At 66.2% G+C, this 11,933-nt stretch carries 14 protein-coding genes and 1 tRNA gene; 9 read left to right on the top strand and 6 right to left on the bottom strand.

What is annotated here, in order from left to right; translation table 11 throughout:
• Positions 1 to 78: 78 nt before the first annotated feature.
• Positions 79 to 1,296 carry an Ig-like domain-containing protein gene (locus OG225_RS00920; protein WP_198654133.1) on the bottom strand — a complete coding sequence of 406 codons (1,218 nt, stop codon included), beginning with the start codon at positions 1,294 to 1,296 and terminating at the stop codon, positions 79 to 81.
• A gap of 309 nt (positions 1,297 to 1,605) precedes the next feature.
• Between OG225_RS00920 and OG225_RS00915 the strand changes: the two genes are divergently transcribed.
• From OG225_RS00915 to OG225_RS00905, 3 genes are all read left to right on the top strand, one after another.
• Positions 1,606 to 1,678, top strand: a tRNA-Lys gene (locus OG225_RS00915).
• An 855-nt stretch (positions 1,679 to 2,533) separates the two neighbouring features.
• A complete protein-coding gene (locus OG225_RS00910) occupies positions 2,534 to 3,169 on the top strand; it encodes a transglycosylase SLT domain-containing protein (RefSeq protein ID WP_405179997.1) in 636 nt (211 codons plus the stop codon).
• Between the two features lie 70 nt (positions 3,170 to 3,239).
• Entirely contained in the window at positions 3,240 to 3,569 is a 330-nt protein-coding gene (locus OG225_RS00905; protein WP_216915383.1) for a hypothetical protein, read from the top strand.
• Here the strand turns inward: OG225_RS00905 and OG225_RS00900 are convergent, their stop codons facing one another.
• Positions 3,570 to 4,043: a MarR family winged helix-turn-helix transcriptional regulator gene (locus tag OG225_RS00900; protein WP_405179996.1), complete on the bottom strand. Its 474-nt coding sequence runs from the start codon at positions 4,041 to 4,043 to the stop codon at positions 3,570 to 3,572.
• 84 nt (positions 4,044 to 4,127) lie between these two features.
• On the opposite strand from OG225_RS00900, the gene OG225_RS00895 reads away from it, so the two are divergent.
• Both OG225_RS00895 and OG225_RS00890 read left to right on the top strand, forming a co-directional pair.
• The gene (locus OG225_RS00895) at positions 4,128 to 5,105 is read left to right on the top strand and encodes a pirin family protein (RefSeq protein WP_405179995.1); all 978 of its coding nucleotides are present in this window, start codon (positions 4,128 to 4,130) and stop codon (positions 5,103 to 5,105) included.
• Between the two features lie 132 nt (positions 5,106 to 5,237).
• Positions 5,238 to 5,531, top strand: coding sequence for an excalibur calcium-binding domain-containing protein (locus tag OG225_RS00890; RefSeq protein WP_109523936.1), 294 nt, complete (start codon positions 5,238 to 5,240; stop codon positions 5,529 to 5,531).
• A gap of 98 nt (positions 5,532 to 5,629) precedes the next feature.
• Here OG225_RS00890 and OG225_RS00885 read toward each other — a convergent pair whose 3' ends face one another.
• A complete protein-coding gene (locus tag OG225_RS00885) occupies positions 5,630 to 5,851 on the bottom strand; it encodes a DUF3618 domain-containing protein (protein WP_216915377.1) in 222 nt (73 codons plus the stop codon).
• A gap of 137 nt (positions 5,852 to 5,988) precedes the next feature.
• On the opposite strand from OG225_RS00885, the gene bcp reads away from it, so the two are divergent.
• Positions 5,989 to 6,462: a thioredoxin-dependent thiol peroxidase gene (bcp, locus tag OG225_RS00880; RefSeq protein WP_405179994.1), complete on the top strand. Its 474-nt coding sequence runs from the start codon at positions 5,989 to 5,991 to the stop codon at positions 6,460 to 6,462.
• Between the two features lie 7 nt (positions 6,463 to 6,469).
• Here the strand turns inward: bcp and OG225_RS00875 are convergent, their stop codons facing one another.
• Positions 6,470 to 7,192, bottom strand: a complete 723-nt coding sequence (locus OG225_RS00875; protein WP_216915373.1) for a TetR/AcrR family transcriptional regulator — start codon at positions 7,190 to 7,192, stop codon at positions 6,470 to 6,472.
• 173 nt (positions 7,193 to 7,365) lie between these two features.
• Between OG225_RS00875 and OG225_RS00870 the strand changes: the two genes are divergently transcribed.
• Entirely contained in the window at positions 7,366 to 8,322 is a 957-nt protein-coding gene (locus tag OG225_RS00870; protein ID WP_405179993.1) for an ATP-binding cassette domain-containing protein, read from the top strand.
• A gap of 26 nt (positions 8,323 to 8,348) precedes the next feature.
• A complete protein-coding gene (locus OG225_RS00865; RefSeq protein WP_405179992.1) occupies positions 8,349 to 9,137 on the top strand; it encodes an ABC transporter permease in 789 nt (262 codons plus the stop codon).
• 58 nt (positions 9,138 to 9,195) lie between these two features.
• Here the strand turns inward: OG225_RS00865 and OG225_RS00860 are convergent, their stop codons facing one another.
• On the bottom strand, positions 9,196 to 10,473 hold the full coding sequence (locus OG225_RS00860; protein WP_405179991.1) for a hypothetical protein: 1,278 nt from the start codon (positions 10,471 to 10,473) through the stop codon (positions 9,196 to 9,198).
• A 324-nt stretch (positions 10,474 to 10,797) separates the two neighbouring features.
• Here OG225_RS00860 and OG225_RS00855 point away from each other — a divergent pair, with 324 nt between their 5' ends.
• Positions 10,798 to 11,418, top strand: coding sequence for a TetR/AcrR family transcriptional regulator (locus OG225_RS00855; protein WP_232839577.1), 621 nt, complete (start codon positions 10,798 to 10,800; stop codon positions 11,416 to 11,418).
• A 72-nt stretch (positions 11,419 to 11,490) separates the two neighbouring features.
• On the opposite strand, the gene OG225_RS00850 is transcribed toward OG225_RS00855, so the two are convergent.
• Complete coding sequence (locus tag OG225_RS00850) at positions 11,491 to 11,928, bottom strand: holo-ACP synthase (protein ID WP_109523943.1); 438 nt, start codon at positions 11,926 to 11,928, stop codon at positions 11,491 to 11,493.
• Positions 11,929 to 11,933 lie beyond the last annotated feature (5 nt).

The following is an 11,933-nucleotide window of genomic DNA, read 5'->3' as shown; positions in this document are numbered from 1 at the left end:
GGGGTCATATCCCCCGGGGCCCGGAACGACAAAGGCTCCCCGCGGTGCGCGGGGAGCCTTTTCGCTGTCCGAGGCGGATCAGCGGATGTCGGCGTTACCCGCTTTCCACTCCGCCCACGGGATATTCCAGTCACCGAGGCCGTCGGTTCCCGACAGCGTGCCGCCTCGGGTGTTCTTGACGATGGTGATGTCACCGCGCTTGGCGGTCTGGAACACCCACTGCGCGTCGGTCGGGCTGAGGTTGAGGCAGCCGTGGCTGGTGTTGGAATTGCCCTGCGCGCCCACCGACCACGGGGCCGAATGGAAGAAGATGCCGCTGTAGGAGAGCCTGGTCGCGAAGTCCACCGGCGTCTTGTACCCGTCCGGCGAATTCACCGCGACACCGTAGGTCGAGGAGTCCATGATGATCTTCTCGTGCTTGTCGGCCACGATGTAGACACCGTTGTCGGTCGGCGTGCTGTCCTTGCCCATGGACGTGTCCATGGTGCGGATAACCTGACCGTTCTGTTCCACCACCACCTGCTTGGTGTTGTCGTCGGCGGTGAACACCGTCGCGTCGCCGACAGTGAAGAACGAATGCAGATTGTCCTGGCCGAACAGGCCGTTGCCGAGATCCCTGCCGTAGACGTTGACGTCGATGGTGACCTTGGTGCCCGGCGCCCAGAAATGCTCGGGCCGCCACCGCACCTCGCGATTGTTCACCCAGTAGAACGCGCCCTCGACGGGCGGCTCGGTGGTGATCTTGATGGCATCCTGGGCCGCCTTGCGGTCCGGGATGTTCTCGTCGAACTGCACCGCGACCGGCTGGCCGATGCCGACGATCTCGCCCTCGCCCGGGAGCAGGTAGGGATGGGTCTGGTTGTTCGGCGAACTGGTGGTGAAGCGCAGCGCGGTCGTGTTGCCGCCGCCGAGACCGATCGCGTTGGCGGTCAACGTGTAGGACTTGCCGTAGCCGAGTACCTCGGTCGTCTCCCAGCTGCGACCGTCGGCGGCGAGCCTGCCGCTCACCGGATCGTTCTGCGCGTTGAGCAACTTCACGTCGGTGAACTGACCGTCGTCGACCTTGAACGTCATCGGGACGCCCGGCGAGACACCGACATCGCCGTCCTTGACCGGAGACATCAGCTTCGGCTTGATCAACTCGGTGATCGGATTGCGATCGATCGCGACCACGCCACCGGTGCTGCCCGACGACGACGCGCACGCCGAAGCTCCCAGCGCGAGCACCGCGAGGACGGCAACCGGTCCAGCTAGCTTCCGCATCGACCAACGATGTCGACCTCGACCAATGCTCATATTCAACCCCGTTTCAAGTCCCGGCGCCCCTGTAGAGCACGCCGATGGCTTCGGATCCAAACCGATTGCTGCGCTCAACTCACCGCGCGGGCGGGATCGGTCGAGACCACGTCCAGCTATTGTGCCAGCCCGACGGGACCCATCCAATGTGAAGATCGCCGCGCCGCGACCGGGTCCACCGGATTGATATGTCGCGGGGCCCTCGGTGTTAACACCGCCCGGCGACACGACATCCCCCCGCTCAACTGGCGATTTCACTTCTGCCACCTCCGCCTGTTAATGTTTGTCCCGCACCGGAACACGGGGCAGGCGCCATTAGCTCAATTGGCAGAGCAGCTGACTCTTAATCAGCGGGTTCGGGGTTCGAGTCCCTGATGGCGCACAATTAATTCTTCCCTCTACCAGCGATTTCGCTGATGAAGAGAACCGCGGGGCGATCGAACGATAGCGGGATCTGTAGCTTACGGCGACTCCCTCCGATCCTTCCCGAGAGCGCGGCCAGCGTTCCGAATCTGTGATCTACCACACGAACCGACCGGCACGTCCGGGTTCGTTCCGCCCGCGTAGGGCACGACTCCCCCGATTCCCCGCGAGCGAAAGTATCGCGCAGATCACGATGACGTCACCGACCGCTCGGCGGCAAACCTCGGGCCGGTTCTCGCGTCACCGCACCGTGACCTCCACACCTCGCCGATCACGATTCAGACACGGGGCGGGCTCGGAACGGGCAAATTCCTGGCTTACTCAACAAAAAGTTCTGTGACCTACAGCACATGACGTTTAGGGGCAAACCCCCAGCATATGAGCATGGTTTCGACGTCAACCTGGGCTTTCCAAGATCTTCAGCACCTTTGATTCACTTTTCGTTTACCTTACGTTCATGTCTCGTGACCATTCTGCAATCAGGTCACACACGACCTGAAGTTCGGTTCGACCGAGATTTCGTTATCAGCATTCGGAAACGAACGCAGAGTCCAATCCACGGCTCACGAACTTCAGCCTCGCGCTTCACCTTCCAGTGTGAAGCCATGCGCATCAGCGCGGGCCGGGACTGCGCACAGCGCACCGATGCCGATACGAGATCGGCGCCCGGCCCGGGGACGCATCGTCCCCACAACCAAATCCCATAACAGCACACCAGCTCGAACGGTGAGCGATCGGTACGGCGCTCGCCCTGGATTCGCACTGCCTCATGGCATCCGAATCGGTCCTGTCCCCGAAGAAGGAATACCTCGTAATGCCTGTTGATAGACGCTTCTCTCGCATCCGCCGCACCACGCTTCGCGAAGGCTTCACCTTCGCCGTCGCGGCGGCAGGCATCGTGGCCGTCGCGGCCTCGTCGGCGGTCTCGGTGGCCGATGACAACGTCGCCACTCGCATTGCCATCGTCGCGGACGAGCAGCCCGCCGCTGCCGCTGCCGCCGCACCGGCTCCGGCCGGACAGGTCATCGCCCAGGACGCCGCCGCGGTGGCCCCGGCCCCGATGCCCGTTCCCGCCCCCGCCGCGGAACCGGCGCCCGCGCCGATGCCCGCCCCCGCGCCGCCGGTCTACGAGAACAATCTCGACGGCTGGATCCACCAGGCTCTCGACATCATGTCCGCCAACGGAATCCCCGGCACCTACGAGGGCATCCACCGCAACATCATGCGCGAGTCCACCGGTGACCCCCAGGCGATCAACCTGTGGGATTCCAACGCCGCCATGGGCATCCCGTCCAAGGGCCTGCTCCAGGTGATCGACCCCACCTTCGCCACCTACCACGTCGAGGGCACCCCGTTCGACGTCTGGAACCCGGTCTCCAACATCGTGGCCGCGTGCAACTACGCGGCGCACCGCTACGGCTCGATGGACAACGTCGACTCGGCGTACTGAGTCACACGCGTTCTCGGGTAGCCCCCGGCCTCCGATCGAGAGATCGAAGGCCGGGGGCTACCGGCGTACGATGCTCGACGTGGCCGATTACGCGCATACCGACGCGTCGGTCAGCCGCCGCGCCGAGAAGGCGCGCCGATTGGCCGCCTATCTCTGGGACCGCGACATCAGCGGCGCGGAACTGCTCGACCTGCCCGCGACCGTCCGGCGCAAAGTCGCGCGGGCGGCCGACACCAATCCGCCGAGTACCGACGAGACCTGGACGGTCGTCGCCCGGCTGCTGGACGAGAAACAGGCGTGGTCGGTGCGTAACCCCGGTCACCCCGCGGGGAGCCGGGCACACGCCGAGGAGAAGATCCTGTGGGTGAAACCGCCGGTCAAGCCGTGGTCGACGGGCTAGTCACGGGCAGGATACGTCCAGCGGCGCCGACCGCTCGGCCACCGGGACCACCCGGTCGGCGAGCGAGCGGATCGCCGCGGCTTCGTCGGCGCTCATCGGTTCGATGAACAGTGCCCGCACCAGTTCTACGTGATTCGGCGCCGCCCGCTCGATGGCGGCGCGACCCTGCGGCGTCAGCCGGACCAGGATGCCCCTGGCATCGTCGGCGGCAGGCGTGCGGTCGACGAGACCACGAGATGCCATGCGCGCCAGGTGTTTCGACAACCTGCTCTTCTCCCAGCACACCTCTGCGGCCAATTCCTTGGCGCGCAGGCTGTCGTCGGGTGCGGCCGAGAGCGCGACCAGCAGTTCGTAGTCGGCGGCGGACAGTCCGTCGCGCGCGAGGCCTGCCGCGATGGCCGCGTCCATCCGCTGCCGCAGGCGCACATAGGCCTGCCAGGTCTGCTGCTCGTCATCGCTCAACCACTGCACCACGGGAATTATCCTAGCCCTGCGATAGTTGACATGGACACCAACCGCCGCAATAGCCTCGCCTCGACAATCTCCCGGAGGTGCCCAATGCCCGCCATCACCGTCGACGACATCATGATCCTGCCCCGCCTGCCCAGGCCGGACCGGACCGCGCCGGAACGTCCGGTCGACAAGATCGTCACCGCGCACAAGCAGTTGGAGGGTGCGGGATTCGAGGTGCGCAGGCCGTTCCCGAGCCTTGATCTGCGTTCGGCGGATCCGTTCATCCTGCTCGACCAGATGGGGCCGGTGACCTACGAGCCGCACCAGGCCAAGGGCGCGCCGTGGCATCCGCATCGCGGCTTCGAGACCGTCACCTACATGCTCGACGGCGCCATGGTCCACCACGACTCGCACGGCGGTGGCGGCACCATCAGCGAGGGCGACACCCAGTGGATGACCGCCGGGTCGGGCATCCTGCACGACGAGGTGCCACCGGAGGAACTGGTCGCGACCGGCGGCTGGTTCCACGGGATCCAGCTCTGGGTGAATCTGCCCCGCGCGCTCAAGATGGCGCCACCGCGCTATCAGGATCTGGACGCCTCGAAGCTGACCCTGGTCAGTTCGCACGACGGCGGCGCGCTGGTGCGCGTCATCGCGGGTGAGATCGGCGGATTCAGCGGCCCCGGTTCGACTTACACGCCCATCGCCTACGCGCACGCGTCGATCAGTCCCGGCGGACAGCTGGAAATGCCATGGCCGCAACACTTTACAGCAATGGCATACGTTTTATCCGGTAGCGGAACAGTGGGTTCACAGCGTCATCACCTCACCGAAGGGCAGCTCACCGTGTTCGGGCCCGGGTCCACGATCACCGTCGCAGCTGATTCCGAGCAACACAATGCGACCGGGGATCTCGAAGTCCTGCTGCTCGGCGGACAGCCCATTCGCGAACCGGTCATCCAGTACGGACCGTTCGTGATGAACACCAAGGCCGAGATCATCCAGGCCATGGAGGACTACCAGGCGGGGCGTATGGGCAACATTCCAGCGGAGCACGTACGCGGCACCGTGATCGGCGAATAGCGCGATTTCGCGGTATCCCCTAATTTCCTAATTCATAGTCCGCGCGGTTGACAACTGACCTGAGCGTCACGAAGGTGGATGCGGCGTCGCCCCCTCGGCGCAACATCCACCGCACCAGACACTGAGGAATACATGAACGTTCGCCGGCTCACCGTCAGCGCCGCCGCCGCGGGCCTGACCCTCCTGGCGGCCCCGGCCGCCATCGCCGCACCCACCGGTTCGGCAGGGACGGGTTCGTCCGCCATCGATACCGGCTCGGCCGCAACCGGTTCGGCCGGTCTGTCGCAGACCGGTTCCACCGGAGGCGCCTTCAACAACTGCGAGGACGCCAAGGCCGCCGGTCGCGCCCCCCTGTTCCGCGGGGAACCGGGCTACGGACCGCACCTGGATCCCGACGGTGACGGATTCGCCTGCCCGACGGTCTGACCACCGCAGAAGACAGAACACCCGGTGTGGCCCTCCTGGCCACACCGGGTGTTTTTTCGTATGCCTCGGATCGACCGACCCGAATCGACCGTCTCGGGTCAGCGGAAGATCTTGAGCAGAACCAGGCCGACGACGACGGCACCGGCGCCGATCAGGCTGTACTTCACCTTCGGCTCGTTCAGCTTCGCCAGCACCATGTGCTTGGTGTCGCCCGCGATCCGCTGCGGGTCGGCGCGCACCGCGAGTTCGTCGAGGGTGCTCGCGAGCCGGGTGCGGGCCTCCTCGATATCGCGCTCGATCCGGTCGGTATCCCTAGCCACGTCAATGTCCTCCTGTCGAATTCGGCGCCACCGGGCGCGGACCAGGCGCGAAGTGCAGGCCGTCCGCGAGTCACCAGGGCTCGCGGACGAGTGTATCCGCACGCCCGGTGTCGGTATGTTCGGTTACCGTGCAGGGCGTGACCGACAACCAACGACTCTCCGCGGGCGATACCGCCCCCGCGTTCACGCTGGCCGACGCCGACGGCAAAGAGGTCTCGCTCGCCGACTATCGCGGCCGCAAGGTGATCGTGTACTTCTATCCCGCCGCGAGCACGCCCGGCTGCACCAAACAGGCCTGCGATTTCCGCGACAATCTCGCCGACCTCGGCGGCGCGGGCATCGACGTCATCGGGATCTCCCCCGACAAGCCCGCCAAACTGGCCAAGTTCCGCGACGCCGAACAGCTCACCTTCCCGCTGCTGTCGGATCCGGACAAGAGCGTGCTCACCGAGTGGGGCGCGTTCGGCGAGAAGACCATGTACGGCAAGAAGGTCACCGGAGTCATCCGGTCCACCTTCCTGGTCGACGAGCAGGGCAAGATCGAGTTCGCCCAGTACAACGTGCGCGCCACCGGCCACGTCGCCAAGCTGCGCCGCGACCTGTCGGTCTGATCCCGCGCTAGAGCCCTCGGACGAAACTTTCGTAGCCGTCGAGCAGGCGGGCCAGACCGAATTCGAAATCGGCTCTGTTCCAGTCGATGTCGTCGTCGAAACTGTTCGAGGACAGTGCCGCGACCACGTTGGGGTAACGCCGCGGATCGATCAGCTGCTGCATTACCTCGGCGTAGTCGTCCTCGCCGCCGGTATCGACCGTCAGGCCGCGTGCCAGGCGCATCCGGCCCATCACGAAGAACGACAGATTCATCACCAGCTGCATCCGCACCGGGACCGGTATCTCGGTGGCGGCCAGCGCGCGCAGACCGGTCTCCAGCCACTGCATATTGTTCGGTCCCATGGGCGGGCCGATGAGCGGGATGTCGAGCCACCACGGATGCCTCTCGATCGCGGCGTATTCCGCCATCGCCCATTGCCACAGCGCCTCGCGCCACGGCGTGTCGGGGGCGATCGTCGGCGGTGTGCCGACCACCCGGTCCAATAGCAGGTCCACCAGCGTCTGCTTGCTGTCCACGTAGCGGTACAGCGACATCGCCGTGAAGCCCAATTGCGTGGCGACCCGGTTCATCGACAGCGCCTGATACCCCTCGGCGTCGGCCACCTCGACCGCGGCGTCGAGGATCTGATCGAGCGTCAGGCCGCGTTTGGGCCCGCGCCCGCCGGGCACATCCAGCCCCCACAACAGCGCGATGGCTTTCGGGATCGCCGCTTCCTCGGACGTCGCCATCGACTTCCGGCTCCTCTCCGCCACGTGGGGCTCCGGGCGCCGAACGGGCCCGGCGCCGATCCCCATTCTCGCCCGTACCGCCGACCCTTCTCGTCCCGGTCCACCACTTGCGCCCGATAACTGTTTACTATATAAACAGAGTTTATTACATAAACAGTTATCGAGGAGAGTCCATGACATCCCGATCCCGGCCCGCGCTCACCACGCGGGACCTCACGAAGACCTTCGGCGAGCACACGGTGCTGGCCGGAATCGACCTGTCCGTGGCCGCGGGAACCGTCTTCGCGCTACTCGGCCCCAACGGTGCGGGAAAGACCACGCTGATCCGCATCCTGGCCACGCTCAGCAAGCCCGACAGCGGTGATGTGCGCGTCCTCGGGCACGACCTGATCCACGAGCCCGCGGCTGTGCGCCGCAGAATCGGCGTCACCGGGCAGTACTCGGCGGTCGACAATGTGCTGACCGGCGCCGAGAATCTCAGACTCACCGGCAGACTGCTGCATCTGGAACGCGCGCGGATCGCCGAACGCACCGCCGAACTGCTGAACAGATTCGACCTCACCGATGCCGCCGACCGGCGCGCCGAAACCTATTCCGGCGGTATGCGCCGTCGCCTCGATCTGGCGATGAGCCTGATGGGCGGACCCGACCTGATCTTCCTGGACGAACCGACCACCGGCCTCGATCCGCGCAGCCGCCGCGAACTGTGGCGGGTCATCCAACGTCTCACCGACGACGGCGTCACCGTCTTCCTCACCACCCAATACCTCGAGGAAGCGGATCAACTGGCGGATCGGGTCGCGGTGCTCGACCACGGCGCGGTCGTCGCCGAAGGCACACCGGAGGAACTCAAACAACGCGCCCCCGGCGGCCATATCCAGCTGCGATTCGGCGACGTGGGACAACTCGAGGCCGGTATCCGCGCCGTGGGGGACCGGGCGGGCGCCGCCGATCACGATCAGCTGACCCTGCAGGTGCCCTCCGACGGCAACGCCGGTGACGTGAAACGCCTCCTCGATCGTTTCGAGGAACTCGACGTCACCGTCGAACGGCTCACCATCCACATTCCCGACCTCGACGATGTCTTCTTCGCGTTGACCGGTCACCCCCATCCCGCTCCGGTCGCCTGACCGCGCCCACCGAACGAGACAACACCATGACCACACTGTCCCCCGCCCAGCGCACCCTGCGGGCCGCCAAGGATTCGGGCACCATGCTCGACCGCAATCTGCGCCACACCCTGCGCAGCCCCGACACCATGATCATGACCATCGCGCTTCCGGTGCTGATCCTGCTGCTGTTCGTCTACGTCTTCGGTGGCGCGATGGATGTCGGCCCCGGACCCTACATCGACTACGTGGTGCCGGGAATCATCCTGCTGTGCGCGGGGTTCGGCGCGGGAACCACCGCGGCGAGTATTTCCACCGACGTGAAGGACGGCATCATCGACCGGTTCCGAACGATGGATATCGCGCGTTCGGCGGTACTCACCGGGCACGTCGCCGAAAGTCTGATCCGGAATCTGATCACCACGAGCCTCGTGATGGTGGTCGCGGTGGCGCTCGGCTTCCGTCCGACTTCCGATCCGCTGCGCTGGGCGGGCGCGCTCGGGGTCATCGCGATGTTCGTGCTCGCGCTGTCCTGGGTCGCCGCCGCGCTCGGTCTGCTGGCGAAGAATCCGGAGGCGGCCAACGGCTTCTCCTTCGCGTTCACCTTCATTCCCTACGTGAGCAGCGCGTTCGTGCCGCCGGAATCCATGCCGACCTGGCTGCACCGGTTCGCCGAGAACCAGCCGGTGACACCGGTGATCGAGACGGTGCGCGGATTGCTGATGGGCACGCCGATCGGCGACAGCGCGCTGCTGGCGGTCGCGTGGTGCGCGGGCATCGCGTTGGCGGGCTATCTCGCGGCCGGAGCGCTGTTCACGCGACGCACCACAGACTGAGGCCACGCGCACGAGAAAGGTCCGGCACCGAGGGGGCCGGACCTTTCGACGTTCGTGCTCAGGCAGCCGTGAATTGCTGGGCGGCCCAGGTCATCAACTGGCGGAAGTGGTTGTCCCACCACTGCTGGGATTCCACGGTGAACGCGGGCGGGGGCGGCGCTTCGCCCAGGAAGAGCATGAAATCGCTGGGCGCCGCGAATTCGGTCGAGGCCTCGGGCACGCCGCTACCCGGCGCCGCGGGCGCGGCGGCGGTCTCCGGCTCGTGCTCCGATTCCGCCGGATCCAGTGGCAGCGTGTACGTCCCCGGCCACTCGGGCATCACCTTCGACCGCGAGGATCCGGTGTCGGTGGTGTTGTACACCCTGGGTTCGCCCACCCGCGACGCCGTTCCCGCGGCGGGCGTGCGGCCCGCGTCGGATCCGGGATGCACCGGCGATACCGGCGAATCCGCCGACGCGGCCGGACCGTTCACCGAGCCGCCGGTCCGCCCGTGCGAATCGACGACGGCACTCATATCGGCGGCCACCGGTGATGCCGGCTCCGACAGCGCGTTCACGGCGTAGATCCCGCCCGCGGTCACTCCGCCGACCAGCACGCTGGCCGCCGCGAACAGCGCGGCGGTTCCGCGCCCGTAGCGGCCCTGCTCCACGGCCGCGGCGACGCCTTCGGTATCGGCGGCCATGACGGTCAGCGCGGCGCCCACAGCGGGCGCGGACGAGGCGAAGGTGCACGGCAGCACCGGCGCTCCGAAGCGCTCCAGGGCGGCGCGCACCGGAACGACCTCCGCACCCGAGCCGATCAGCACGACCGCGTCGGGGCGAACACCGGCCGCCTCCAGTTGATCCCACGCCGCGGTCACCGCGGCGCCGAGGGATTCGCGGGTGGCGCCGCCCGCCTGACTGGTCGCGGCGAGAACCCGGCTGCGGGCCCGATCGACCAGGGTGAACGACTGATGTCCCGGCACCACCTCGCAGATGAGCAGATGATCGAATTCCTTGAGCCACGTCATCATCGCGGCGACGCTCAGATGCGCCGATTTCGTCGAAACCAGCGAGGTGGACTGCCAGGGCCCGGTCGCCAGCCTGGTGACGATGGCACGGCGCTCGGCGGGATCGCGGTAGACCACCGCGGTGCCACCGATCTCCTGATCCGGACCGATTTCGGCGGCGACCTCGTCCATCGCGGCCTCGACCGCGGCCGCCACGTCCGCCTTGGTGTCACCGAATGTCCGTTCCACCCGGTGCGCCAGCACCCGCTCGGGCAGTCGGTCGTCGGAATCGGCGAGCGCTACCGCGTGCACCGCGCCGCGTTCGGTGGAGACGCCGAGTGTAACCACAGATCGAGCTACCACAGATATGCCTTCCCGGTGCGACTCACGGACCCGCCGTCCGCGTCTTCTGCCGATCGTCTTCTGGCAATCGTCTACTGCCATCTCCTGAGCATTCGATGCGTTCGAATCCACGCACGCTCGTTATATGTTCGGAACCACATCGGTTCCGGATGGGTCATGAAATGTGACAGAACCGAACACACGAATCCACTGCGCGTGTCGCGTACCCGTCGGTACCGCTAGCCTGAGTGGGTGGATGTACACACGGAGGCCAGGGCGAAGCGGCACCTGGACCCCGCGTTGGAGCTGCAGGACGACCCGCAGGAGCTCATGCCGCGGCGCCGCCCGACGCAGGAACGAAGCAAGCGCAAGTTCGACGCCTTGCTGCAGTCATCCAGAGAATTGCTGGTAGAGGTCGGATTCGAATCGTTCACCTGTGAAGAGGTGGCGGCGCGCGCCGAGGTCCCGATCGGCACCCTATACCAGTTCTTCGCGAACAAATACGTCATCGTCTGCGAGCTCAATCGCCAAGACCTGGTGGCGGTTTCCCAGGAACTGGCCGATTTCCACGGCGAGGTTCCCTCGCTGGACTGGTTGCGGCACATGAACCAGTTCGTGGACCACCTCGCCAATCTGTGGCTGACCGATCCGTCCCGGCGCGAGGTCTGGCTGGCGATGCAGTCGACCCCGTCCACCCGGGCCACCGGCGCGATCCACGAGAAGGAGTTCGCCGAGGTCGTCTCGCAGATGCTGCGACCGCTGACCCCGCGAACCCCGCGCCCGCGCCGCACCATGATGGCCGAAGTGCTCGTGCACGTCGTCTACTCGATGCTGAATTTCTCCGTTCAGGACGAGCAGAGCAATGCCGAGGCGGTCTCCGAACTCAAACGCCTGATGGTGGCGTACCTGTTGGTGGCCGAGAAGGAGTCGCGCAGCGCCAGCGAACGCTGACGCCGCGCACCTACGACGACGAGAGGGCGGACCGGATGATCCGGTCCGCCCTGAGTCTTTCCGCCACGGGTGCTAGGTGAGCCCCGCACGCCCTTCGATCAGATCGGCCAACTCGCCCGGATCCTCCAACACCACCATGGCCGCGGCCGTATCGCCGTCATGGGTCAGCGACAGGTGAACCCTGACCCGGGGCAGGAATTCGGCGGCCAAGCCGTGCAGCTTGATGCTCGGCCTGCCCCACGCGTCGTTGACTACTTCGATCAGCGGATACGGGTTGTCCCCGATCTGCGGGCTGCGGGCGAAGCGAGACGACGCCCACGCCTTGATCACCGCCTCCTTGGCCGCCCAGCGCGCAGCGTAACTGCGCGCCGGGTCGGTGCCCTTGCTCTGGCAGTACCGCCGTTCACCGGCGGTGAAACTCTCCCTGAGCATGGTGGTTCCGGCACGTTCGAGCTGTTCGGAGAACTCGGAGATAGTCACCAAGTCCAAACCGATACCGAGGATCGTCACGAACG

The organism is Nocardia sp. NBC_01377 (genome assembly GCF_045040005.1).
In the GTDB taxonomy this organism is placed as follows: domain Bacteria; phylum Actinomycetota; class Actinomycetes; order Mycobacteriales; family Mycobacteriaceae; genus Nocardia; species Nocardia noduli.
The sequence above is the reverse complement of the archived record's forward strand: the minus strand, read 5'-3'. Positions and strand labels throughout refer to the sequence as shown.

Excerpts from the sequence above, each read along its gene's own strand:
- OG225_RS00865 (WP_405179992.1), top strand. The coding sequence starts at position 8,349 with ATGACCACACTGTCCCCCGCCCAGCGCACCCTGCGGGCCGCCAAGGAT.
- OG225_RS00875 (WP_216915373.1), bottom strand. The coding sequence starts at position 7,192 with ATGGCGACGTCCGAGGAAGCGGCGATCCCGAAAGCCATCGCGCTGTTG.
- OG225_RS00905 (WP_216915383.1), top strand. The coding sequence starts at position 3,240 with ATGCTCGACGTGGCCGATTACGCGCATACCGACGCGTCGGTCAGCCGC.
- OG225_RS00870 (WP_405179993.1), top strand. The coding sequence starts at position 7,366 with ATGACATCCCGATCCCGGCCCGCGCTCACCACGCGGGACCTCACGAAG.
- OG225_RS00890 (WP_109523936.1), top strand. The coding sequence starts at position 5,238 with ATGAACGTTCGCCGGCTCACCGTCAGCGCCGCCGCCGCGGGCCTGACC.
- OG225_RS00920 (WP_198654133.1), bottom strand. The coding sequence starts at position 1,296 with ATGAGCATTGGTCGAGGTCGACATCGTTGGTCGATGCGGAAGCTAGCT.
- OG225_RS00855 (WP_232839577.1), top strand. The coding sequence starts at position 10,798 with ATGCCGCGGCGCCGCCCGACGCAGGAACGAAGCAAGCGCAAGTTCGAC.
- OG225_RS00910 (WP_405179997.1), top strand. The coding sequence starts at position 2,534 with ATGCCTGTTGATAGACGCTTCTCTCGCATCCGCCGCACCACGCTTCGC.
- OG225_RS00895 (WP_405179995.1), top strand. The coding sequence starts at position 4,128 with ATGCCCGCCATCACCGTCGACGACATCATGATCCTGCCCCGCCTGCCC.